The following is a 21,592-nucleotide window of genomic DNA, read 5'->3' as shown; positions in this document are numbered from 1 at the left end:
AGTCCGGATACCACAAACTTACTTTCCCCCTTACACGACGGTTGCCCGCCGCTGCCCGTAAAGAAAATAGACTGCCAACCCAATCGCGTTCCACACCGCACACGCCAGAATCGTCTTCATCGGCAGGCTGACGAACAGATAGGCGCAGCCTGCGACCGCGCCGATACCAACCAACCAGGCGGCGGGGGTGCGGAAGGGGCGCTTGAGGTCCGGGGAGCGGCGTCGCAGGACGAGGAGGCAGAGGCCGACCGAGGTAAAGGCGATCAGGGTGCCGGCATTGGCCAGTGCCGCGATCTCGTCGATCGGCAGGACGCCGGCGATGATCGCCACCAGCACGGCGGTGACGGCAGTAATGCGTGCGGGGGTGCCGCGCCGCGAAATCTTTGCAAGGCTCTGCGGCAGGAAGCCGTCACGCGCCATCACCAGGAAGATACGGCTCTGGCCGTAGAGGAAGCCCAACAGCACGGTCGGCAGCGCGATCACGGCGGCGATGGCTACGATCCGGGCGATGCCGCCCTGTCCCATCTCGCGCAGGATCAGCGCCAGCGGCTCCGGGCTGGCGGCGAAACGGGTGAAGGGCAGGGCGCCGATCGCGGCGGCGGCCACCAGCACATAGATGAGCGTGCAGACGATCAGCGACCCGACGATGCCGATGGCCAGGTCGCGGTCCGGGTTCTTCGCTTCCTCTGCCGCGGTCGAGATGGCGTCGAAGCCGTAGAAGGCGAAGAAAATGATCGCGGCGGCCGCCATCACGCCGCGTTCGACCCCGTCCGGCCCCATATGCTTGGCGAAGCCGAAGGGCATGAAGGGCTGCAAATTCTGTGCGTCGAAAGCGGGCAGGGCGACCCAGACGAACAGGCTCAGGGTTGCGATCTTGATGAGGACGAGGATGGTGTTGAGGCGCGCGCTTTCATGGGTCCCGAACATCAGCAGGCCCGCGACCACGGCGATGATGAAGATGGCGGGCAGGTTGACGAGGCCGCCCAGTTCCGGCCCTTTGGTCAAGAGTTCCGGGAAGCCCAGCGGCGTCAGCAGCGGCCCGGCATAGCCCGACCAGCCGACCGCCACGGTCGACACCACGAGCGAATATTCCAGAATCAGGCTCCAGCCCACGATCCAGGCGATGCCTTCGCCCAGCACGACATAGGAGTAGCTGTAGGCGCTGCCCGCCGCCGGCATCATGGTCGACAGTTCGGCATAGGCGAGCGCGGCGCAGGCGCAGATCGCGCCCGCTATGGCAAAGGAGAGCAGCACGGCGGGGCCGGCCCGGTCCGCGCCGACCCCGATCAAGGTCAGGATGCCGGTGCCGACGATTGCGCCGACGCCCAGCGCCAGCAGATGCGGCCAGGAAAGGGTGCGCGCCATCTGGTGCACCGCCTCCTGCGGCATCATCGCCTCCATCGGCTTGCGGCGTGTCCAGCTCATGTCCTGATCGGCTCCCCATATATATGTCTGTTGCGGGCTGTTGTGCTGGCGTAAAACAGCGTCCCGCGCAAGCGCTGACGGGAATCGTCGCGCCCTGTCGTCTTGCCCCTGCGCTTCTGATAGAAAGGCGTCAACGACAGTCGAAGGGTCGCGCCAGGGTCATCGAGCGGAAAGGGCTCCCATGGATGCGATAGCTATGCCGCCGCGCGTCACCGCGCGCGAGAACGGCTTTTTTCTGGCCATGGCCGTCTTCATTGCGGTCACGGTCATCGGTGGTTTCGGCTCCTTTGCCCTGCGGGGCCAGGTGGATGTGGGACGTGTGCCCTATTGGGTGCATGTCCATGGCGCCGTGTTCGTGGCGTGGACGCTGCTGTTCGTCGCGCAGGCCGCGCTGGTTTGGCGTGGCACGATGGCGTTGCATCGGCGGCTGGGGTGGATCGCCGTGGGGCTGGGCGTGGCGATGGTGCCCCTGGGCCTGCTGACCGCCGGCATGGCGGTGCGGCTGGGGCGGGTGCCGCCCTTCTTCACGCCGCGCATCTTCATGGCGCTGAGCCTGCTGGAGATAGTGGCCTTCATGCTGCTGCTGACGCTGGCCATCCGCGCGCGGCGGCGGACCGACTGGCACCGCCGGTTGATGATCTGTACGCTGATCGCGATAATCGGTCCCGCATTCGGGCGGATATTGCCGATGGCGCTGCTGGGGCCGTGGGGCGGACTGGCGGTGCTGGGGATGCAGCTTCTCTATCTGGGGATCGCGGCGGCCTATGATCCGATCTCGCGCCGCCGGGTGCATCCGGCCTATGGCGTGGGGGCGCTGGTCGTCATCGTCGAGGGGGTGGCGGTTCCGCTGCTGGCGGCGACCCCGCCGATCGGTGCACTGGTCGCCGTTCTGGCTCCTGCCTGATTGCTTGCATCGCGGACGCCCTTGCGCTAAGGGCGCCCGTGCAATCGGCCGGTCTCCGTCCGATACCCTGACGACTCCAGGACGCCCAAGAGGGGCATCGGATGGACGCTGGCCGGCGAGGTTTCGCCCGCCGGCGATTTTGTCGTTTGATGGGTAAGTGCAGTTTTCCGGGCCTTTCGGTCCAAATGAGGTGATGATGTTCGATTCGCTAAGCGATCGTCTCGGTGGGGTATTCGACAAGCTGCGTGGGCGCGGTGCGCTCACGGAGGACGATGTCCGCGCCGCGATGCGCGAGGTGCGAATCGCCCTTCTGGAAGCCGATGTCGCCCTGCCCGTCGTCCGCCAGTTCGTCGATCAGGCCACCGAGCGCGCGGTTGGCAGCGACGTTTTGCGGTCGGTCACGCCGGGGCAGATGGTCGTCAAGATCGTCTCGGACACGCTGACGGAGACGCTGGGTTCGGACACGTCCGACCTGATGATCGACGTGACCCCGCCGGCCGTCATCATGATGGTCGGCTTGCAGGGGTCGGGCAAGACCACCAGTACCGCCAAGATCGCCAAGCGGCTGAAGGAGCGGGAACGCAAGAAGGTGCTGATGGCGTCGCTCGACGTCCAGCGCCCGGCTGCGCAGGAGCAGCTGGCCGTGCTCGGCACCCAGACCGACGTCGCGACCCTGCCGATCATCGCGGGCCAGCAGCCGGTCGAGATCGCCAGGCGCGCGCTCCAGGCGGCGAAGCTCCAGGGCTTCGACGTGGTCATGCTCGACACCGCCGGCCGCCTGCACGTCGACCAGGCGCTGATGGACGAGATGAAGGCGGTCGCCGACGTCGCCAATCCGGCGGAAATCCTGCTGGTGGTCGACTCGCTGACCGGCCAGGACGCGGTCAATGTCGCGACCAGCTTCTCGGCGCAGGTGCCGCTGACCGGCGTGGTGCTGACCCGCATGGACGGCGATGCCCGTGGCGGCGCTGCGCTGTCGATGCGCGCGGTCACGGGTCGCCCGATCAAGTTCGCGGGCACCGGCGAGAAGCTGGACGCGATCGAGCCCTTCCATCCCGCCCGCGTCGCGCAGCGCATCCTGGGCATGGGCGACGTCGTCAGCCTCGTCGAGAAGGCGGCCGAGAGCATCGACGCCGAGGAAGCGGACAAGCTGGCCAAGAAGATGGCCAAGGGTCAGTTCGACATGAACGATCTGCGGGCGCAGTTGAACCAGATGCGCCGCATGGGCGGCCTGGGCGCGCTTGCCGGGATGCTGCCGGGCCTGAAAAAGGCGCAGGCGGCGATGGCGAACAGCGGCGCCAATGACAAGACGCTGCTGCATCTCGACGCGATGATCGGATCGATGACGCCCAAGGAGCGGGAGAAGCCCGCGCTGATCAACGCCAAGCGCAAGATCCGCATCGCCAAGGGTGCCGGGCGGACCGTGCAGGACGTCAACCGTCTCCTGAAAATGCATCAGGAAATGGAAACGGCGATGAAGAAGATCCGCAAGATGGGCGGCCTCAAGGGGCTGGCCAAGATGTTCACCGGCGGCGGCATGGGTGGCCTTGGCGGCCCGGACGGCGGTGCGGGTGGTCCCGACCTGTCGGGTCTGGGCGGCCTTGGCGGATTGGGCGGCAACATGCCCAAGCTTCCGCCCGGTTTCCAGAATTTCATGAAGAAATAAGCAGTTTCAACAGATTAGAATAGAGTAGAAAGGCAAGTTCCATGGCAACCTCCATCCGTCTGTCGCGCGGCGGCTCCAAGAAGCGTCCCTATTACCGCATCGTCGTGGCCGACAGCCGCGCCCCGCGTGACGGCAAGTTCATCGAGCGCATCGGCAGCTACAACCCCGTCCTGCCCAAGGGCGACGAGAAGCGCGTCGTTCTGGATACCGAACGTGCGAAGCACTGGGTCGAAGCCGGCGCGCAGCCGACCGACCGCGTCGCCCGCTTCCTGGACGCCGCCGGCGTGAAGGAGCGCAAGGCGCGCAACAACCCGAACAAGGCTGAGCCGGGCCAGAAGGCCAAGGACCGCGCGGAAGATCGCGCCGCCAAGGCTGCGGAAGCCGCTGAAGCCGCCGAAGCCGCCAAGGCTGCTGCGGCCGAAGCCGCTGCTGCGCCGGCCGCTGAAGAAGTTGCTCCCGCTGAAGAAGCGGCCGAGGGCTGATTATCTTGACCGACAAGCCCGTCACCCTTGCCGTCATCATCGGCGCGCATGGCGTGGCGGGCGAAGTCCGTCTGAAGCTGTTTGGCGAAGGGGCGGAAAGCCTCAAGAGCTTCAAGGGCTTCGATGCGGCGGGGCGCACACTGACTTTGAAGTCGGCGCGCCCCGGCCCCAATGGCGCGGTCGCCCGCTTCGCCGAGATCGGCGACCGGAGCGCGGCCGAGGCCTTGCGCGGCACCGAATTGACCGTGCCCCGTTCCGCCCTGCCGCCTCTGGGCGAGGGCGAATATTATCATGCCGACCTGATCGGCCTGCCCTGCACCTCCAGCACCGGCGAAGCGCTGGGCGAGATCGTCGCGGTCGAGAATTTTGGCGCCGGCGACATCATCGAGGTGCAGCGTCCCGCGGTCGGCGACAAGCCGGGCAAGCGCTTCATGGCGCCCATGCATGTCGTCACGCTGAGCGAGGACGGCGCGTTGATTGACGCCGCTTTCGCTGAATAGTATATACACTCCGTATACACGGAGGTCCGCCATGGGCGAGGAATATCGGGCCAAGGTCTTCAAGTCGGGCAACAGCCTGGCATTGCGGCTGCCCAAGGCGCTTGGGCTCAAGGAGGGCGCCGAGGTGACGCTGCGCGAGGAGAAGGGCAAGTTCACCTTCGAGCCTGTGCAGACGGAGCGCAAGGTCGACGTCAGCAAGTTCGCCGGCAAGGCGCCTTGGCTGGAGCCGCGCACCTATGAAGAGGGCGAGTTCGAGGACAGTCCGCGCGACTGGCATCTTCTGGGGCGTGACAGCAGCGGCAAATGATCCATCTGCTGGATACCAATAGCTGCATCTATATTTTCACAGGTGCTTACCCGTCGCTGATCGACCGTCTGGCAGACCAGCCGGCGGGAAGCGTCTTCATATCGTCGATCACCTATGCGGAACTGGCTTATGGCACGGTAGGGGGTAAGCCGCCGTCGCCTGATGCTCTGGCTACCTTCGTGGAAGAGATCGCAGTTCTGCCTTTCGATGAGGCGGCGGCGCGGGCTTATGCCGCCATTCCCTTCCGTTGGGGCAGCTTCGATCGTCTCATTGCAGCGCAGGCGCTCGCATTGGGCGCATCGCTGGTGTCGCGCAACCTGTCGGACTTTACAGACATAGCCGGCCTGAAAGTGGAGGACTGGACCCGGTGAGGTGGCTCTTCCTTCCATCGCTGCTGCTTCTGGCCCTGCTTCCCGCGACGGCCAGGGCGGCCGATGAGAGTAAGATCGATGCCGCAATCCCGGAGATCGACCGCCTGTTCGCCGAATTTCAGGTGGACAGTCACACGCCGGGCCTCGTCTACGGCATCGTCGCCAATGGGCGGCTGGTCCATGTGAGGGGCTTTGGCGTGCAGGAACTGGTCCGGAAACGGCCGGTGACGCCGGACAGCCTGTTCCGTATCGCGTCGATGACCAAGGCGTTCACGGCGCTGTCGATCCTCAAGCTGCGGGAGGACGGCAAGCTGTCGCTCGACGATCTGGCGGAGACATATGTGCCGGAAATGCGCGGATGGGCCTATCCGACCAGGGACAGCCCGCGCATCCGCATTCGCGACCTGCTGACTCACAGTGCGGGCTTTGTCGATGACAATCCCTGGGGAGATCGGCAGACGCCGCTGCCAGAGGCCGAGTTCACCCGGATGCTTGCCGCTGGCGTGCCGTTCAGCACCGCGCCGGGCAGCCGGTATGAATATAGCAATTTCGGTTATGCTGTGCTGGGGCGGATCATCGCCAATGTGAGCGGGATGCCCTATCGCCGCTATGTCGAGCAGAGCCTGCTGGTGCCGCTCGGCATGACGTCGAGCGGCTATGCGGTGAACGAATGGCCGCTGGAGCGCCGTGCGCTCGGCTATCGCTGGGAGGAGGGGCGCTGGAAAAGCGAGCCGGACATGGTGGATGGCGCCTTTGGGGCGATGGGCGGCCTTCAGACCAGCGCGAACGACTATGCCCGCTGGGTCGCCTTCCTGCTGTCGGCCTGGCCGCCGCGCGACGATCCGCAGACGGGGCCGGTGTCGCGCGGCGCCGTGCGGATGCTGGCCGAAGGGAGCAATTTCGTGACCATCGCCCAGCGCAACGGCAGGAGCGGGGCGACGGCGTGCCGGCAGGCGGCAGCCTATGGCTTCGGGATGCGGGTGGCGCAGGATTGCGACCTGGGGCTGACGCTGGCGCATGGCGGCGGCTATCCGGGCTATGGCAGCCATGTGATGCTGATGCCCGACCATGGCGTGGGCGTCTTCGTCTTCACCAACCGCACCTATAATGGCGGCAGCGGTCCGGCCTGGGACACGGCGGTGGCGCTGAGGCAGGCGGGCGCGCTGATCGCGCGGATCGTGCCGGTGTCGGCGTTGCTGGCGGACGGCTATGCCGCCGCGGGGCGCATCTATGCGGCGGGCGATGTCGGGGCGGCGCGCGCGCATCTGGCGATGAACTTCCTGATGGACAGCGACATGGACAGTTGGACGAGGAAACTGGCGGCCGTCCGGAATGAGGTCGGCACATGCCGGACCGATGCGCCCGTGACCGCCACCGGCACTCTGTCGGGCAGCTTTACCTGGACGTGCGATAGGGGGCGGGTGGCCGGCACGATCCTGCTGGCGCCGACCGCCACGGCGCAGATCCAGGAATTGAAGATCGCCATCAAGACGCCCTGACGCGGCGGAACAGGGCGATGGCCGTTGTCTGGCCATCTCTTGATTTCCGTGATTTTCCGGATCGCCAGATGTTCCATCCGAGGGGGAATCGCTCTAAGCGCGGCGCATGGCCCAGATCGTCACCGCTCTCTATCTGCTGTTCATGCTCGTCGCTGGCTGGCGCCTGTTCGGCATCGGCTGGTCGCGCCTGGCCAGGCTGGCGACGGCGGCCGGGCTGATCCTGCCGATCCCGCTTCTGGTGCTGATCCCGGCGCTGCTGCATCCCGAGCGGCCCTTTGCCGGGTTGTTGCAGTCGGTCGGCATTGCGCTGCTGATCTGCGGCATCCTGTGCATGGCCGGCGGCTGGTCGGCCGCGCGCCTGCGGGCGGGGCGCCGCAAATGAGCTTCACCGCGCAGATACTGACCCTCTATCCCGAAATGTTTCCGGGGCCATTGGGCGTGTCGCTGGCGGGGCGGGCGCTGAGCGAGGGGAAATGGGCCTGCCATCCCATCCATATCCGCGATTTCGCCGCCGACCGGCATCGCACGGTGGACGACACGCCCGCAGGCGGGGGCGCGGGCATGGTGTTGCGCGCCGACATTCTGGCCAAGGCCGTCGACCATGCGCTGGAGACGCGCCCCGACCTGCCGGTGCTGGCGATGACGCCGCGTGGCCGCCCGATCACGCAGGGCCGGGTGCGCGCGCTGGCGGAGGGGCCGGGCGCGACCATATTGTGCGGCCGGTTCGAGGGGTTTGACGAGCGGATTTTCGATGCCCGGCCGATCGAGCAGGTCTCCATGGGCGACATCATCCTGTCCGGCGGGGAAATGGCCGCCCTGCTGCTGCTCGATGCTTGTGTTCGGCTGCTTCCCGGTGTAATGGGCGCGGCTTCCAGCGGAGTCGAGGAATCCTTCGAAACAGGGTTGCTCGAATATCCGCACTATACCCGCCCGGTAGAATGGGAGGGGCGCATGATCCCCGAAGTGTTGCGATCGGGGGATCATGCGAAGATCGCCGCCTGGCGGAAACAGCAGGCGGAGGCAGATACACGGCTAAGGCGGCCGGACCTTTGGGAACGCCATATCGGCGTTCGGGACCAGCCGCCCTCTGGTGCGCAACGAACGACCAAGGACTGAGTTTGACATGAACATCATCCAGCAGATCGAGGCGGAAAGCATCGCCGCCCTCGCCAAGGACATTCCCGACTTCCGCCCCGGCGACACGCTGCGCGTCGGCGTGAAGGTCATCGAAGGCGAGCGCAGCCGCGTCCAGAATTATGAAGGCGTGTGCATCGCCCGCTCGAACAAGGGCATGGGTTCCAACTTCACCGTGCGCAAGATTTCGTTCGGCGAAGGCGTGGAGCGCGTGTTCCCGCTCTATTCGCCCAACATCGATTCGATCACCGTCGTTCGCCGCGGCGTCGTGCGTCGTGCCAAGCTCTATTATCTGCGTGGCCGCACCGGCAAGCGCGCTCGCATCGCCGAGCGCCGCGACAACCGCAGCGAGGACTGATCGTCCTAATCGCTTGACAGTTGTAAAAATGAAACAGGCGGTGACCCCTAGGGTCGCCGCCTTTTTCGTTATGTTACAATGATTTCCAGAATTCGGACGAGCGTCCGGCCTTTGCGCCTCCGCGACATTGTGCGGCGGCATGAAAAAGGGCCATTTCTCCCCTAGTGGATTTGTGCCAGCCTTTCGTTTCCATATGTTGCTGAATAATTCGACGCCGAAATCCATCGATTTCGGCCATATATTCATGCGGCCATGGTGTTTTAGATCGGTTGTGGGGAAGAGGATGTCGAAAAGGCCTCAGTAAAAGAAACAATAGGGGGCTTTTTGATGAAGTATGAGGGTCTGATTTCGCGCGGCGCCATTGCTGTCGCGCTTTTCTATTCGATGCCCGCATTGGCGCAGGACGTTACGCCCCAGGAACCTGCGGCAGCGGCCGGCCAGACCATCATCGTCACCGGCACGCGGCGGACCGACCGCACAGTGGCCGAATCCCCCACGCCGATCGACGTCTATTCCGGCCAGGAACTGCAGAAGCAGGGCACGGCCGACATGAACCAGGTGATCCAGAACCTGGTTCCCTCCTTCTCGGTCGCGCGCTACGCCATCGGCGACGGCTCGTCCTTCGTCCGTCCCCCCAACCTGCGCGGCCTGGCGCCCGACCAGACGCTGGTGCTGGTCAACGGCAAGCGTATGCACCGTTCCGCGCTGGTCCAGATCGGCGCCAACGCCCAGTCGGCCGGCGCCCATTCCGCCGACCTTGCCCAGATTCCCGCGATCGCGGTGAAGGCGGTCGAAGTGCTGCGTGACGGTGCGTCGGCGCAATATGGATCGGACGCGATCGCTGGAGTCATCAACATGACGCTGCGCGACGACAGCGACGGCCTGTCGGGCTATGCGCGGTACGGCCAATATTATCGTGGCGACGGCGAGGATTATCAGCTTGCGCTGAATGCCGGGTTCAAGCTGGGCGACAGCGGCCATATCAACATCAGCGGCGAATATGTGAACGCCGGCAAGACCAGCCGCGGCGTGACCCGCGCGGGCGCGCACCTGCTGGCGCAGGAGCAGCCGGACATCGGGGTGCCTGAACTGGCGCAGCGCTATGGCAATCCGGAAATGGAGTCCTACCGCTTCTTCGTGAATGGCGGCTTCGACCTGGGCGAGGACAGCAGCGTCTATTTCTTCGGCAATTACGGCCACAGCTTCCAGGAGGAAAGCTTCAACTATCGCCAGTCGGTGAACACATCCGGAGTCGACATCGAGGGCAACAGCTTCGGCAAGAATGGCATCTTCAACGACTATTTCACCGACTTCGACAATACGCAGCCCGGCATCCAGAGCGGCGCGGCGGGCGGCAACGTCTACGCCCCCAACGATTATGAAGTCACCGATCGCGACTATACCCAGGTCGCCAGCTGTTCCGACCCGCTGGTCCAGAACTGGAGCTGCGTCTATCCCGGCGGCTTCACTCCGATCTTCTTCGGCAAGATCGACGATATTTCCGGCACGGTTGGCTATAAGGGGGTGACGGGCTTCGGCCTCAACTATGACCTGTCGGGCAGTTACGGCCAGTCGACCCTGCGCTACACGATGAACGGGACGATGAACCCGTCGCTGGGCATCACGTCGCCGACCGAATTCTATCTGGGCAAGCTGGAGCAGCGCGAAACCCTGGTCAACGCGGACTTCAGCTATCCGTGGGAAGTCGGCTTCGCCAGCCCCGTCACCATCGCCTTCGGCGGGCAATATTTCCGCGAATCCTATGAACTGGGCCTGGGCGATGCGGCCTCCTATGCGATCGGGCAATATACCGGGAACCTGGTGTTCCATCAGGACGGTACGCCGGTACTGAATGCGGATGGATCGCAACTGTCGGTTACGCTGCCGGTCGGGGCCAACGGCTTCCCCGGTTATGGGCCGGCAATTGCGGGTGAGAGCAGCCGCAATTCCAAGGGCATCTATATCGACATCGAAGGCGACGTCACCGAGCAGCTCTCCTTCGGCATCGCTGGCCGCTACGAGCATCTGTCCGACTTCGGCAATTCGACCACCGGCAAATTCTCGGCCCGTTACGCCGTCGTTCCCGACGTCCTCGCGCTGCGCGGGACGGTGGCGACAGGCTTCCGCGCGCCAACGCCGGGCCAGGTCAACAGCAGCAGCATCGCCACCGGTTTCAATCCCGGCAATCCCAATGCGATCGAATCGATGACGCTGCCGGTGACGAGCCCGGTTGCGGCCTATCTGGGCGCCAAGGCGCTCAAGCCGGAAGAATCGGTCAGCTTCTCGCTTGGCACGGTCTTCACGCCAGCACCCGGAGCGACGCTGTCGATCGACTATTACAACATCAAGGTGAAGGACCGGATCGGTACGTCCGGCACGTTCGAGATCACCGACGCGCAGCGGCCGACGCTCCAGTCGCTGGGCCTGGCCAATTATGCCACCGTCAACGAGGTGCAGTTCCTGACCAACGCCTTCGACACGAGGACGCAGGGCATCGATGTCGTTGGCAGCTATCGCTTCGCGGTCGGTGACCTGGGGTCGCTCAATTCGACTTTGGCCTTCAACTGGAACAAGACCAAGGTCATCGCGCGTGATGCGGCGATCGTGTCGGACGTGCGTGTGGCCCAGCTGGAAAGGACGCTGCCCAAGACCCGCGTCATCCTGACCGAGAACTGGACCGCAGGGCCTCTGTCGGTGCTGGGCCGCATGAACTGGTACGGCAAATATACGGTGACGGATGACGGCCCGGTGTCGCAGACCTTCGGCAGCGAGTTCGTGTTCGACCTGGAGGTCAGCTACGAGATCAACGAGAATTTCACGCTGAGCGCCGGCGCGCAGAATATCTTCAGCAACTATCCGGATAAATTCTCGAACACCAAGGGGACGCTGGGTCCGGTCTATGCCTCGACCGGCGGCCGCTTCACCGGTGACATCTATCCCGACGTGTCGCCCTTCGGCTTCAACGGCGGCTTCTGGTATGCGAAGGTAGGCTTCAACTTCTGATCCCTTCGTTCGACGTCACGACGGCGGCCGGTCCCTTGCGGGGTCGGCCGTTTTCGTCCCAGGAGCTATTCATGCTGACCCACCGACTTGCCGTCTTGTCCGACGAGCCCGCGCTTTCGGGGCTCATGACCTTGGCCATCGAGCGGCTGCAATCCGGCTGGCTGACGCCGGATCAGGTGCAGGCCAGCCATGGCTTCATGGGGCTGGACAGCCGGCTGATCGCCGACGGCACCTATTTCGTGATCGAGGATGCGGGCGATATCGCCGGCTGTGGCGGCTGGAGCCGGCGGGCGACAGCCTATGGCGGCAATCACAGCGCCGGGCGCGACGACCGGCTGCTCGACCCGGCCAGCGAGCCGGCGCGGGTGCGGGCGATGTACACCCATCCCGACCATGTCCGCAAAGGCGTGGGAACGCTGATCCTGTCGCTGTGCGAGGCGGCGGCGAAGGCGGAGGGCTTCGCCGCGCTGGAACTGTCGGGCACGATGGCGGGAGTGCCGCTTTATCGTAGCTTCGGGTTCGAAGGCGTGCGCCCGTTCGAGGATAGCGGCGTGCCGATGCTGCTGATGCGGAAGCTCATCTGATGGCGGGCGCCCGGCTCGTCCACCACAGGCCGCCAAGGCTGATGAGCGCGGCGGCCGACATGTAGAGGCCGACCAGCCCCACGCCCTGCGCGCCGATCAGCCAGGTAGCGACGATCGGGGCGAGCGCGCCGCCCAATATCCCTCCCAGGTTGAAGGCGAAGGAGGCGCCGGTATAGCGCAGCTGGATCGGGAAGAGGGCGGGCAGATAGGCACCAAGCGGCCCGTATATGAACCCCATGACGAACAGCGCCAGGCTGAGCGCCGCGAAGATCGGCAGCAGCGCCCCGGTGCCGATCAGCGGGCCGAAGGCGATGCCCATAAGCACCGTCCCGGCGCAGCCCCAGGCGAGCGCAGTGGTGGGGCTGGTGCGGTCCGACCACCAGCCGGCGAGGATGATGCTGAAGGCCATGAACAGGATCGCGCCGAGTTGCAGCGCGAGGAAGATTTCGCGGTCGATTGCAAGCGCGGTCGTACCATAGCCGAGCGCGAAGGCGGTCGCGATATAATAGACGGCGAAGCACGCGGCGCAGGCGAAGGTGCCGGCGATTGCCGCGCCCAGATGCGAGGAGAGCAGGGTGGCCAGCGGCACGGCGGGCGGCGGCGTCTCCTTCTGCGCGGCGGCGAATTCCGGGGTTTCGGTCAGCTTGAGACGGACCCACAGGCCCAATATCACCAGCACCGCGCTGCCGAGGAAGGGCAGGCGCCAGCCCCATGCGAAGAAATCCGCGTCCGACAGGAAGGCGCCCAGCACCAGGAACAGGCCGTTGGCGGCGATGAAGCCGACCGGGGCGCCAAGCTGCGGGAACATGCCGAAACGGGCGCGCCATCCGGCCGGGGCGTTTTCCACCGCCAACAAGGCCGCGCCACCCCATTCCCCGCCCAGGCCGAAACCCTGGCCGAAACGCAGGAGACAGAGGATCAGCGGCGCCCACCAGCCGATCATCGCATAGGTGGGCAGGAAGCCGATCAGCAGCGTACAGCCGCCCATCAGCATCAGCGAAGCGACCAAGGTCGCCTTGCGCCCGACGCGATCGCCATAATGGCCGAACACCGCCGCGCCCACCGGTCGGGCGAAGAATGCGAGGGCGAGGCTGGCATAGGAGGCCATCAACTGCGCCGTGGGCGAGGAGGAGGGGAAGAAGAGCGAGGGGAAGATCAGGCTCGCGGCGGTGGCGTAGATGTAGAAGTCGTAAAACTCCACGGCCGTGCCGATCAGGCTGGCCGCGAGCACGCGCTTGTGCCGCCACATTTCGCCGATGCCGTTTGTGTTCGTCACGTCTTTTCGCCCCCTGTCGCTTTATCCCGTTCGCCATGCCCGCGAAGGCTGGAATCCATTTCCGGCGCTATCCCGTGGCGCAAGGTCGGGAGATGGGTTCCCGCCTGCGCAGGTCTGACGGTCTATTCGCGTCTTCTCTTCTGGTTCAGCAGTTCATAGGCCATCACCGCCGTGGCTACCGCGGCGTTCAGGCTGTCGGCCTTGCCGAGCATCGGCATCTTTACCAGCTGGTCGCATTCGGCTTCGTAAGATTCCGGCAACCCCTGCGCTTCATTGCCGACCAGCAGGAAGCTGGGGCTTTGATAGACGGGTTCCTGATAGTCCTGGGTCGCCTTGAGGCTGGTGCCGATCAGTTCGCCCGGACCCTGCCGCAGCCAGTGCATGAATTCGCCCCAGCGCGCCTGGGTGATCGACTGGGTGAAGAGCGCGCCCATCGAGGCGCGGACCGATTCGACCGAGAAGGGATCGACGCAATCGTCGATGAGGATGAGGCCGCCCGCACCCACGGCGTCGCCGGTGCGCAATATCGTGCCGAGATTGCCGGGGTCGCGCAGCGACTGGGCGACGATCCAGATGTCGGCCGTGCTGCGGTCGAGCCGGTCGAGGGGGGTGAGGCGATCGCGATAGACGCCGACAACGGCCTGGGCATTGTCCTTGCCGCTGATCTTCGACAGGATGTCGGGCGTGGTTTCGATCACGTCGCCGCCCGCTGCCTCCATCGCCGCGATCAGTTCGGCCGCCAGCGGATGCGTCGATCCGGCGTGGAACAGCATTTCGGGCAGTACACCTTCCTCGCGCGCTTCAGTAAGGATGCGTAGCCCTTCGGCCAGGAACAGCCCCTCGACCTTGCGATATTTCTTTTCGCGCAAGGAGCGGACGCGCTTCACCAGCGGGTTGGAAAATCCGGTGATTTCGCGTGCCACGGTCGTTGCTGGTCCCAAAGACAAAGGAAGCGGCCTCTCTACCGGCGGAAAGAGGAAAAGGACAGGGGGAGGGCGCGATGATCTTTGCGCGATGGATTTGGCCGTGGAATTTTGCGAAGGAGCGGGCATGGACGCCGAACCGACCCCGCCGCCGCATCCCGCGCTCCCCGCGCCGGCCCTGAACGTCACGCCCCGGATCGAGGATGGCTTCTTCCTCGGTTTCGTGCTGATGGTGTCGATCGCCTTCGCCCTGGTGATCGAGCCCTTTTTTGCCGCAATATTGTGGGGGGTGATCGCTGCCATCGTCTTTGCGCCGGTCAACCGGCGGATATTGGCGGCGATGCCCCGGCATCGCAACGGCGCGGCGCTCATCACCCTGTTCCTGATCCTGGCCGTGGTGATCGTGCCCGCCTTCGTCCTGGGCGCCGCCCTGCTCCAGGAAGCGGCCTATTTCTATGGCAAGATCCAGTCGGGCGAGATCAACTTCGCGCGCCTCTTCTCTGAAGCGGTCGCCAGCCTGCCCGACTGGCTGCGTCCCTATCTGCGCCGGTGGGGCCTGACCAATTTCTACGCTGCGCAGGAAATGGTGACGAAGGGTATCACCAGCAGTTTCCGGATGCTGGCGGCGCAGGCCTTTCAGATCGGGCAAAGCGCCTTCAGCTTCCTGATGGCGCTGGGCGTGATGCTCTATCTCGCTTATTTCCTGCTGCGTGACGGGGAGGTGCTGGCGCAGCGCGTGGCGGCCGCGGCGCCGTTGCGCGCGGGCCAGCGCAAGGCGCTGATCGAACAGTTCGTCGTCGTCATCCGTGCCACCATCAAGGGCAGCATCGTCGTCGCTATCGTGCAGGGGCTGATCGGCGGCATCGTCTTCTGGGCGCTGGGCATACAGGGCGCGCTGCTGTGGGGCGTGCTGATGGGCGCATTCTCGCTGCTGCCCGCGGTGGGAACGGGCCTCGTCTGGGTGCCGGTGGCCATCTATCTGTTCGTCACGGGCGCGGTCTGGGAAGGCGCGATCCTGGTGGCCTGCGGCATACTGGTGATCGGCATGGTCGACAATGTGCTGCGCCCGATCCTGGTGGGCCGGGATACGCGCATTCCCGACTATGTCGTGTTGATCTCCACCCTGGGCGGGATCGAGCTGTTCGGCTTCAACGGCATCGTCATCGGGCCGGTGATCGCGGCGCTCTTCATCGCCACCTGGAACATCTTTACGCGGATGCGTGGCGTGGGCGAGGCGGCGGAGGGCTGATCGGCGCGGCCTGCGGCAAGGGTCAGAGCCGCTTCGTCCAGAATTGCATGGCGTGGTCGGTCTGCGTCGCATGACCGATGTCCTTCCAGGCGAAGTGGCCGACAAGACCGTCGACCTGCGCGAAGCCCCGCTTGCGCCAGAAGGGATCTAGCGGGCTGTAGCCGGCTGGCCGGGCGGGATGATCCGCCGGCCGGATGACGGCGCAGAAGCTGGCGAGCGGGAAGCCCAGTTCGCGCGCCCTGGCCTCGCGCCGGTCGAAGAAGGCGTGGCCGATGCCATGGCCGCGCCATTCGGGTAGCAGCACCGATTCGCCGAAATAATAGACGTCGGCCACGTCGATGCCGCACGCGCGGAACGGGGCGGCAAATTCGGCGGCATGATCGGCCATGGGGGCCGCGGTGGCGGCGCCCACAAGCCGTTCCTGTCCCGCCGCGCCGGCAAAGGCACCGACGACGAGCGCGTCGGGGCTTTGCGCATAGGCGGTCAGATAGTCGCGCTCATAGCCGTGGTCCCCATCATAGAGATAGGGGAATGCGCGGAAGACGGCGATGCGCAGCTCGGCCAGCGAATCGAGCGCGGCGGTAAGCGCCGCGCCCGTCAGATCCGCGATTCGGACCGGCGAGGCGATCGGCGCTTACTCGGCAGCGTTTGCGGTGTTTGCGGCCGGCGCTTCGGCGCCGTTGGCGGCCTCACCGGCGGCGGCGACATTCGCGCCCTCGGCAGCCGGCGCCGCGTCGGCGGCGGGCAGCGGCAGGTTCGACCCCTGGGTATTGAGCCAGGCGATCAGGTTGGCGCGATCGACCGGATTGCCAAGGCCCGCGAAGGTCATCTTCGTGCCGGGGGCAAATTCGCGCGGGCTTTTCAGCCAGTGATCCAGCGCGTCGAAGCTCCAGTTGCCGCCCTTGCTCTTGAGCGCTTCGGAGAAGGCGAAACCGCCCTTGCCCTGGGCGACGGCTTCACCCACCGTGGCATAGAGATTGGGGCCGATGCCGTTGGCGCCGCCCTGATTCACGGTGTGGCAGGCCGCGCATTTTGCGAACACCTTTTCGCCCGCCGCGACATCGGCGCTGGCCAGCAGGGTGTTCAGACCGGGGCCGCTGTCGCCGCCTTCGCCCTCGGCCTCCACGCCTTCGATCGCATAGCCCATTTTTTCGGGCCGTTCGTCATGGAAATATTTGGCGCTGACGATCCCACCGCCCAGGGCGATGATCCCCGCAAACAAAGCCCAGCCCGCCACGGTATTGAAACGATCGCCCATCTCGCTCGACTTCCCTAAGATTTTTGTCCTGGAGACTGTCAGACGCGCCCCCTCTTGTGCGCTGCCATAAAGGGGGACACGCGATGGTGCAAGTCGGGTTGGCACCGGATTGTGCCGGCGATGCCTGTCCGCGCTTGCGTGGCGGCGGCGGAAACCCTAAGCGCGCACGCGTCCATGGAAAATTATCCCGCCCCTGCCCGCGTGATCGTCGCGGAACTGGCCGCCAAGGCCGCCGCCGATCCCGCCCGCGCCGTCGCCTATCAGGGCGCGCCGGGCGCCAATTCGCATCTGGCCGCGCTCGGCTATGCGCCCGATTGCGTGCCGCTGCCCTGTTTCGCATTCGAGGATGCGATTGACGCAGTGCGCAACGGACAGGCCGCGCGGGCGATCATCCCGATCGAAAACAGCCTGCACGGGCGCGTGGCTGACATGCATTTCCTGCTGCCCGAATCGGGGCTGCGGATAGTCGACGAATATTTCCTGCGCATCCGCCATTGCCTGATGGCGCCGGACAACAGCCCGGTGAAGAGCGCGATCAGCCATCCGCAGGCGCTGGGCCAGTGCCGCCATTATCTGCGCGAGCGCGGCATCCAGCCGGTCGCCTATGCCGACACGGCCGGCGCGGCGGCGCTGGTGGCCGAGACGCGCACGCCGGGGGAGGGGGCGATCGCGCCCTATCTGGCGGCGGAACTCTATGGCCTGCGCCTGATCGCGGAGAATATCGAGGACAGCGACGACAATATGACGCGCTTCCTGGTGCTGGCGCGCGAACCGAAGATGCCGACCCCCAATGTCGGGCCGGTGATGACGACCTTCCTGTTCGAGGTGAAGAATGTCCCCGCCGCCCTATACAAGGCGATGGGGGGCTTCGCCACCAACGGGGTCAACATGACCAAGCTGGAAAGTTACCAGCGGGGCGCGAGCTTTGCCGCGACCGAATTCTACTGCGACATCGAGGGGATGCCGGGCGACCCGGCGGTCGACCGCGCGCTGGCCGAGCTGGAGTTCCACACCAAATGGGTGCGGATGCTGGGCAGCTATCGCCAGGCGCGGCCCAGAACATAGGATCGCTCCACCTTTTGCTGGGATCATGGTCCTAGCTTGAGCTATAGCCGCGCCATGGCCATTGCTATCATCCTGTCCGCCCTGGCGATGAGCGCCATCGTCGGCGTGCGCTACCTGCTCACCAGCGGAGGATTCGCGCTGGCGACCCGGATGCGCCAGCCGGGCCTGTATCGCGGGCTCGAGGCGCAGATGGGGCGCGAGGTCGGCTGGTCGCTGCTGTCCGCGCTGATCTATGGCGTGCCCGCCGGGGTGGTCGCCTGGGGCTGGCAGGCGCGGGGCTGGACGAAAATATACACCGACCTGGACAGTTATCCGCTGTGGTGGCTGCCGGTATCGGTGCTGCTCTATCTGGCCGCGCATGACAGCTGGTTCTACTGGACCCATCGCTGGATGCACCGGCCCGCGCTGTTCCGCATCGCCCATGCCGTGCATCATGCCAGCAGGCCGCCGACGGCCTGGGCAGCGATGAGCTTTCACCCCTGGGAGGCGCTGACCGGCGCGGTCGTCATCCCGGCGCTGGTGTTCCTGATCCCGATCCATGTCGGCGCGCTGGGCGTGGTGTTGACCATCATGACGGTCATGGGGGTGAGCAACCATATGGGGTGGGAGATGTTTCCGCGCTGGATGGTGCGCGGACCGATGGGATCGTGGCTGATCACCGCCAGCCATCATCAACGGCATCATGATCTCTATCGTTGCAACTACGGTCTCTATTTTCGATTCTGGGATCGGCTGTGTGGCACCGACAAGGGGTTGGGCGACTTTGCGAAGGGGCAGGCGTGACGCGATACGGTATGTTGCTGGCGGCGATGGCGGGATCGGTGGGCGCGGCGCCCGCTCTCCAGCCCCAGCCGCTGCTTATGGGGCTGGAGGGCCTGCGTTCGGGCAAGGGGCAGATATTGGTGTGCGTCACCCGGTCGCCCGCTCATTTCCCCGATTGCAGCCATGACCCCGACAAGCGGCATTTCGCCGTGCCGGCGTCCGCCGCGCCGGTGGGACTGGGGCAACTGGCGCCCGGCATTTATGCCATCGCGATCATCCATGACGAGAATGGCAACGGCAAGCTGGACACCTTCGCCGGCATTCCGCGCGAGGGGGTGGGCTTCTCGCGCAATCCAGCGATCCGCTTCGGCGCGCCCAGTTTTCGGTCGGCCAGCTTTTCGGTCGGAGGCGGCGAAGTCGAGCAGGACATAAGACTCAAATATTTCCTCTGACGCGGGGGCGCCGCCTTTCTCCCCTTCCTGTCTTGTGCCCCAGGGGTGACGCCCCACATAAGGCGCTGTATGACGGCGGCGAGTTGGACCGCATTGCAGGAGACGAGAAGCGTGGCGACCCTGGGACTGAGCGACACCGAAAAGGCGGCCGTGGAGGCATTTCGCCGCGACGTGGTGGAGCCTTCGCGCACCAGCCTGGTGATCGTCGATTTCTGGGCTGAATGGTGCGGCCCCTGCAAGCAGTTGACCCCGGTGATCGAGAAGGTGTGCGCCGAATATGCACCCAAGGGCGTGAAGCTGGTCAAGGTCAATGTCGACGAAAATGGCTTCATCGCCAGCCAGTTCCGCGTCCAGTCGATCCCCACCGTTTATGCGGTGTTTCAGGGCCAGCCGGTGGCGGACCTGAGTCAGGCGCGCACCGAAGGGCAGCTCAAGCAATATCTCGACCAGATACTGGGCCAGTTGCCGATCGAATCCGACGAGAAGGCGCTGGCCGCCGAAGTCGCGCCACTGATCGCCATGGGCGAGGAATTGCTGGCGGGCGGCGAGCCTGACCGCGCGCTATCGGTTTTCGCCCAGATCGCCGAGATGGCACCCGACAATGTCGAGGTGGCGTCGGGCCAGGCGCGGGCGCTGGTCGCGCTGGGCCAGCTGGACGAGGCCGAGGCGGTGCTGGCGGCGTTGCCCGAGGATGCGGCCAAGCATGTCGCGATCGACCAGGCGCGGGCCGCCATCGCACTGGCGCGCGACGTTAGGCCGGTGTCCGACCTGTCGGGCGTCGCGGCGAAGGTCGCGGCCGATCCCGACGATCATGAAGCGCGGTTCGAACTGGCCGGCGGGCTGATGGCCAATGGCGACCGCGATGGCGCGGCCGACGCGCTGCTGGAGATCGTGCGGCGCGACCGGGCTTGGAATGACGGCGCGGCGCGGGCGCAATTGCTCAAGATTTTCGAGGCGGTGGGGCTGGAAGATCCCTGGGTCGCGGGGCAGCGGCGCAAATTGTCGCAGATTCTCTTTTCCTGAGATGCCGATCGCGCGCGTCTCGATCTTTCCTCTGTCAGGCGCGTTGCTGCTGCCGGGGATGGAATTGCCGCTGCATATCTTCGAGCCGCGGTATCGCGCGCTGATCCATGACGCCATGGCGCGCGACCGGCGGATCGGCATGATCCAGCCGCGCGGGGATGGGAGTGTGAAGGAGGCCCACGCCGCGGCGCAGCCCCCGCTGTTCGATGTCGGTTGCCTGGGCCATGTCAGCCAGATCGAGGCGCTGGAGGATGGGCGGTTCAATATCATCCTGACCGGCCTGGCGCGGTTTCGCGTGGTGCGCGAATTGCCGGTGGCGACCCAGTTCCGGCAGGTCGAGGCCGATATCGAGCAGGCGCCGCAGGAGGATGAGATATTGTCTGCCGTCGAGCGTGCGGCGCTGGAGCAGGAATCGCGGCGCTTCGCCGACCTGCTGGGCTATGTGGTAGACTGGACGGCGGTGTCGCGGCTGGACGATGCGGCGCTGGTGAACGGCATCGCCCAGATCGCACCCTTCGATCCCGCGGCCAAGCAGACCTTGCTGGAAGCGGACACGCTGTCCGAACGGTCGGAGCGGATCATCCAGCTGATGCAGATTGTCGGCCGGATCGAGCGCGATGGCGGGGCGACGATGCAATGAGCGCGGCGAAGATCGGGACGGGCCCGATCGATCCCTGGCTGATGGAGAAGCTGGTCTGCCCGGTGACGCGCACGCCGCTGCGCTGGGACGCGGCGAGTGGGGCACTGGTGTCCGACGCGGCGGGCCTGGCCTTCCCGGTGCGGGACGGCGTGCCGGTGCTGGTGGTGCGCGAGGCCGTTGCCATCGCGTGAGGCGGCGAGCGTCGCATGAGCCGGGCGCGCCATCCGATCACTTGAACGCGGCGATGCATTCCACTTCGAGCGGGGCGCCCAGCGCCAGGCCGTCTGCGCCGAAGGCGCTGCGGGCGGGGAGCCGCTTGCCTTCGAAATAGGGGAGATAGGCGGCGTTGAAGCGGGGCCAGTCGGCCATGTCGTCGAGCATCACCGTGCATTTGACGACGTGGCCGAAGTCGAGGCCATTGTCCTTCAATATTCTGCCGATCGAATCCATCGCGCCCTTCACGGCGGCGTCGAAGCCTTCCTGGTGCTTGTCCATGCCGGCTGGCACCTGGCCGATCTGGCCGGACAGGAACAGGATGTCGCCCACGCGCACCGACGGCGAGAAGGGGAGTTTGGCCGGCATGGGCTGGGGCTGGGGCTGGGGCTCGGGGGCGGGCTGGGCCAAGCCGGGAGTGGCGCCGAGCAGCAGGGCGGCGGCGAGCAGGCGTTTCATGCTTTTTCTCTCCATGGCAAAAGGGCCGGTCCGTCGCCG

The 21,592-nt window shown here is 65.6% G+C and carries 25 protein-coding genes; 19 read left to right on the top strand and 6 right to left on the bottom strand.

All coding sequences use genetic code 11. The features are described 5' to 3' along the window. Nucleotides 1-30: 30 nt before the first annotated feature. Entirely contained in the window at nucleotides 31-1,425 is a 1,395-nt protein-coding gene (locus tag A7Q26_RS13455; RefSeq protein ID WP_066860363.1) for an amino acid permease, read from the bottom strand. 181 nt (nucleotides 1,426-1,606) lie between these two features. Here A7Q26_RS13455 and A7Q26_RS13450 point away from each other — a divergent pair, with 181 nt between their 5' ends. The 12 genes from A7Q26_RS13450 to A7Q26_RS13395 all read left to right on the top strand — a co-directional run bounded on the left by A7Q26_RS13450 (nucleotide 1,607) and on the right by A7Q26_RS13395 (nucleotide 12,233). After that, nucleotides 1,607-2,329, top strand: a complete 723-nt coding sequence (locus A7Q26_RS13450; RefSeq protein ID WP_066860360.1) for a hypothetical protein — start codon at nucleotides 1,607-1,609, stop codon at nucleotides 2,327-2,329. 193 nt (nucleotides 2,330-2,522) lie between these two features. Next, nucleotides 2,523-3,995 (top strand): signal recognition particle protein, encoded by a 1,473-nt coding sequence (ffh, locus tag A7Q26_RS13445; RefSeq protein ID WP_066860357.1) that lies wholly within the window; start codon nucleotides 2,523-2,525, stop codon nucleotides 3,993-3,995. A 41-nt stretch (nucleotides 3,996-4,036) separates the two neighbouring features. Then, a complete protein-coding gene (rpsP, locus tag A7Q26_RS13440) occupies nucleotides 4,037-4,477 on the top strand; it encodes a 30S ribosomal protein S16 (protein WP_066860355.1) in 441 nt (146 codons plus the stop codon). Between the two features lie 5 nt (nucleotides 4,478-4,482). Continuing rightward, a complete protein-coding gene (gene rimM, locus A7Q26_RS13435; protein ID WP_066860352.1) occupies nucleotides 4,483-4,977 on the top strand; it encodes a ribosome maturation factor RimM in 495 nt (164 codons plus the stop codon). Between the two features lie 31 nt (nucleotides 4,978-5,008). Next, the gene (locus A7Q26_RS13430) at nucleotides 5,009-5,284 is read left to right on the top strand and encodes an AbrB/MazE/SpoVT family DNA-binding domain-containing protein (RefSeq protein ID WP_066860350.1); all 276 of its coding nucleotides are present in this window, start codon (nucleotides 5,009-5,011) and stop codon (nucleotides 5,282-5,284) included. Beyond that, nucleotides 5,281-5,655, top strand: coding sequence for a type II toxin-antitoxin system VapC family toxin (locus A7Q26_RS13425; RefSeq protein WP_066860347.1), 375 nt, complete (start codon nucleotides 5,281-5,283; stop codon nucleotides 5,653-5,655). Before A7Q26_RS13430 ends, A7Q26_RS13425 begins: the two co-directional genes overlap by 4 nt. Next, a complete protein-coding gene (locus tag A7Q26_RS13420) occupies nucleotides 5,652-7,154 on the top strand; it encodes a serine hydrolase domain-containing protein (RefSeq protein WP_066860344.1) in 1,503 nt (500 codons plus the stop codon). Before A7Q26_RS13425 ends, A7Q26_RS13420 begins: the two co-directional genes overlap by 4 nt. Before the next feature lie 106 nt (nucleotides 7,155-7,260). Continuing rightward, on the top strand, nucleotides 7,261-7,536 hold the full coding sequence (locus A7Q26_RS13415; RefSeq protein ID WP_066860341.1) for a hypothetical protein: 276 nt from the start codon (nucleotides 7,261-7,263) through the stop codon (nucleotides 7,534-7,536). Next, a complete protein-coding gene (trmD, locus tag A7Q26_RS13410; RefSeq protein ID WP_066860589.1) occupies nucleotides 7,533-8,270 on the top strand; it encodes a tRNA (guanosine(37)-N1)-methyltransferase TrmD in 738 nt (245 codons plus the stop codon). Before A7Q26_RS13415 ends, trmD begins: the two co-directional genes overlap by 4 nt. A gap of 7 nt (nucleotides 8,271-8,277) precedes the next feature. Beyond that, the gene (gene rplS / locus A7Q26_RS13405) at nucleotides 8,278-8,646 is read left to right on the top strand and encodes a 50S ribosomal protein L19 (protein ID WP_066860338.1); all 369 of its coding nucleotides are present in this window, start codon (nucleotides 8,278-8,280) and stop codon (nucleotides 8,644-8,646) included. 327 nt (nucleotides 8,647-8,973) lie between these two features. Continuing rightward, nucleotides 8,974-11,649, top strand: a complete 2,676-nt coding sequence (locus A7Q26_RS13400; protein ID WP_066860335.1) for a TonB-dependent receptor plug domain-containing protein — start codon at nucleotides 8,974-8,976, stop codon at nucleotides 11,647-11,649. A 71-nt stretch (nucleotides 11,650-11,720) separates the two neighbouring features. Then, nucleotides 11,721-12,233 (top strand): GNAT family N-acetyltransferase, encoded by a 513-nt coding sequence (locus A7Q26_RS13395; protein WP_066860332.1) that lies wholly within the window; start codon nucleotides 11,721-11,723, stop codon nucleotides 12,231-12,233. On the opposite strand, the gene A7Q26_RS13390 is transcribed toward A7Q26_RS13395, so the two are convergent. Beyond that, nucleotides 12,226-13,482, bottom strand: a complete 1,257-nt coding sequence (locus A7Q26_RS13390) for an MFS transporter (RefSeq protein WP_232313797.1) — start codon at nucleotides 13,480-13,482, stop codon at nucleotides 12,226-12,228. The genes A7Q26_RS13395 and A7Q26_RS13390 overlap by 8 nt on opposite strands. Before the next feature lie 149 nt (nucleotides 13,483-13,631). After that, nucleotides 13,632-14,432 (bottom strand): TrmH family RNA methyltransferase, encoded by an 801-nt coding sequence (locus A7Q26_RS13385; RefSeq protein ID WP_066860326.1) that lies wholly within the window; start codon nucleotides 14,430-14,432, stop codon nucleotides 13,632-13,634. A gap of 127 nt (nucleotides 14,433-14,559) precedes the next feature. On the opposite strand from A7Q26_RS13385, the gene A7Q26_RS13380 reads away from it, so the two are divergent. Further along, nucleotides 14,560-15,681 carry an AI-2E family transporter gene (locus A7Q26_RS13380; RefSeq protein WP_084439120.1) on the top strand — a complete coding sequence of 374 codons (1,122 nt, stop codon included), beginning with the start codon at nucleotides 14,560-14,562 and terminating at the stop codon, nucleotides 15,679-15,681. Nucleotides 15,682-15,703: 22 nt separating this feature from the next. Here A7Q26_RS13380 and A7Q26_RS13375 read toward each other — a convergent pair whose 3' ends face one another. Then, nucleotides 15,704-16,282, bottom strand: a complete 579-nt coding sequence (locus tag A7Q26_RS13375; protein ID WP_066860323.1) for a GNAT family N-acetyltransferase — start codon at nucleotides 16,280-16,282, stop codon at nucleotides 15,704-15,706. Nucleotides 16,283-16,315: 33 nt separating this feature from the next. Then, entirely contained in the window at nucleotides 16,316-16,939 is a 624-nt protein-coding gene (locus tag A7Q26_RS13370; RefSeq protein WP_066860321.1) for a c-type cytochrome, read from the bottom strand. Between the two features lie 174 nt (nucleotides 16,940-17,113). On the opposite strand from A7Q26_RS13370, the gene A7Q26_RS13365 reads away from it, so the two are divergent. From A7Q26_RS13365 to A7Q26_RS13340, 6 genes are all read left to right on the top strand, one after another. Next, entirely contained in the window at nucleotides 17,114-18,004 is an 891-nt protein-coding gene (locus A7Q26_RS13365) for a prephenate dehydratase (RefSeq protein WP_066860318.1), read from the top strand. Nucleotides 18,005-18,058: 54 nt separating this feature from the next. Then, complete coding sequence (locus A7Q26_RS13360) at nucleotides 18,059-18,787, top strand: sterol desaturase family protein (protein ID WP_066860585.1); 729 nt, start codon at nucleotides 18,059-18,061, stop codon at nucleotides 18,785-18,787. Nucleotides 18,788-18,798: 11 nt separating this feature from the next. Then, nucleotides 18,799-19,218, top strand: coding sequence for a DUF2141 domain-containing protein (locus A7Q26_RS13355; protein WP_066860315.1), 420 nt, complete (start codon nucleotides 18,799-18,801; stop codon nucleotides 19,216-19,218). 111 nt (nucleotides 19,219-19,329) lie between these two features. Then, nucleotides 19,330-20,241 carry a tetratricopeptide repeat protein gene (locus tag A7Q26_RS13350; RefSeq protein ID WP_066860312.1) on the top strand — a complete coding sequence of 304 codons (912 nt, stop codon included), beginning with the start codon at nucleotides 19,330-19,332 and terminating at the stop codon, nucleotides 20,239-20,241. Between the two features lies 1 nt (nucleotide 20,242). Beyond that, complete coding sequence (locus tag A7Q26_RS13345; RefSeq protein ID WP_066860309.1) at nucleotides 20,243-20,881, top strand: LON peptidase substrate-binding domain-containing protein; 639 nt, start codon at nucleotides 20,243-20,245, stop codon at nucleotides 20,879-20,881. Continuing rightward, a complete protein-coding gene (locus tag A7Q26_RS13340; protein WP_066860305.1) occupies nucleotides 20,878-21,072 on the top strand; it encodes a Trm112 family protein in 195 nt (64 codons plus the stop codon). Before A7Q26_RS13345 ends, A7Q26_RS13340 begins: the two co-directional genes overlap by 4 nt. Before the next feature lie 37 nt (nucleotides 21,073-21,109). Here the strand turns inward: A7Q26_RS13340 and A7Q26_RS13335 are convergent, their stop codons facing one another. Then, a complete protein-coding gene (locus tag A7Q26_RS13335; RefSeq protein WP_066860302.1) occupies nucleotides 21,110-21,553 on the bottom strand; it encodes a RidA family protein in 444 nt (147 codons plus the stop codon). Nucleotides 21,554-21,592 lie beyond the last annotated feature (39 nt).

It is taken from the genome of Sphingobium sp. TCM1 (assembly GCF_001650725.1).
In the GTDB taxonomy this organism is placed as follows: domain Bacteria; phylum Pseudomonadota; class Alphaproteobacteria; order Sphingomonadales; family Sphingomonadaceae; genus Sphingobium.
The sequence above is the reverse complement of the archived record's forward strand: the minus strand, read 5'-3'. Positions and strand labels throughout refer to the sequence as shown.

Excerpts from the sequence above, each read along its gene's own strand:
- A7Q26_RS13455 (WP_066860363.1), bottom strand. The coding sequence starts at position 1,425 with ATGAGCTGGACACGCCGCAAGCCGATGGAGGCGATGATGCCGCAGGAG.
- A7Q26_RS13450 (WP_066860360.1), top strand. The coding sequence starts at position 1,607 with ATGGATGCGATAGCTATGCCGCCGCGCGTCACCGCGCGCGAGAACGGC.
- ffh (WP_066860357.1), top strand. The coding sequence starts at position 2,523 with ATGATGTTCGATTCGCTAAGCGATCGTCTCGGTGGGGTATTCGACAAG.
- rpsP (WP_066860355.1), top strand. The coding sequence starts at position 4,037 with ATGGCAACCTCCATCCGTCTGTCGCGCGGCGGCTCCAAGAAGCGTCCC.
- A7Q26_RS13430 (WP_066860350.1), top strand. The coding sequence starts at position 5,009 with ATGGGCGAGGAATATCGGGCCAAGGTCTTCAAGTCGGGCAACAGCCTG.
- A7Q26_RS13425 (WP_066860347.1), top strand. The coding sequence starts at position 5,281 with ATGATCCATCTGCTGGATACCAATAGCTGCATCTATATTTTCACAGGT.
- A7Q26_RS13415 (WP_066860341.1), top strand. The coding sequence starts at position 7,261 with ATGGCCCAGATCGTCACCGCTCTCTATCTGCTGTTCATGCTCGTCGCT.
- trmD (WP_066860589.1), top strand. The coding sequence starts at position 7,533 with ATGAGCTTCACCGCGCAGATACTGACCCTCTATCCCGAAATGTTTCCG.
- rplS (WP_066860338.1), top strand. The coding sequence starts at position 8,278 with ATGAACATCATCCAGCAGATCGAGGCGGAAAGCATCGCCGCCCTCGCC.
- A7Q26_RS13400 (WP_066860335.1), top strand. The coding sequence starts at position 8,974 with ATGAAGTATGAGGGTCTGATTTCGCGCGGCGCCATTGCTGTCGCGCTT.
- A7Q26_RS13395 (WP_066860332.1), top strand. The coding sequence starts at position 11,721 with ATGCTGACCCACCGACTTGCCGTCTTGTCCGACGAGCCCGCGCTTTCG.
- A7Q26_RS13390 (WP_232313797.1), bottom strand. The coding sequence starts at position 13,482 with ATGTGGCGGCACAAGCGCGTGCTCGCGGCCAGCCTGATCGGCACGGCC.
- A7Q26_RS13380 (WP_084439120.1), top strand. The coding sequence starts at position 14,560 with ATGGACGCCGAACCGACCCCGCCGCCGCATCCCGCGCTCCCCGCGCCG.
- A7Q26_RS13370 (WP_066860321.1), bottom strand. The coding sequence starts at position 16,939 with ATGGGCGATCGTTTCAATACCGTGGCGGGCTGGGCTTTGTTTGCGGGG.
- A7Q26_RS13365 (WP_066860318.1), top strand. The coding sequence starts at position 17,114 with ATGGAAAATTATCCCGCCCCTGCCCGCGTGATCGTCGCGGAACTGGCC.
- A7Q26_RS13360 (WP_066860585.1), top strand. The coding sequence starts at position 18,059 with ATGGCCATTGCTATCATCCTGTCCGCCCTGGCGATGAGCGCCATCGTC.
- A7Q26_RS13355 (WP_066860315.1), top strand. The coding sequence starts at position 18,799 with ATGTTGCTGGCGGCGATGGCGGGATCGGTGGGCGCGGCGCCCGCTCTC.
- A7Q26_RS13345 (WP_066860309.1), top strand. The coding sequence starts at position 20,243 with ATGCCGATCGCGCGCGTCTCGATCTTTCCTCTGTCAGGCGCGTTGCTG.
- A7Q26_RS13340 (WP_066860305.1), top strand. The coding sequence starts at position 20,878 with ATGAGCGCGGCGAAGATCGGGACGGGCCCGATCGATCCCTGGCTGATG.
- A7Q26_RS13335 (WP_066860302.1), bottom strand. The coding sequence starts at position 21,553 with ATGAAACGCCTGCTCGCCGCCGCCCTGCTGCTCGGCGCCACTCCCGGC.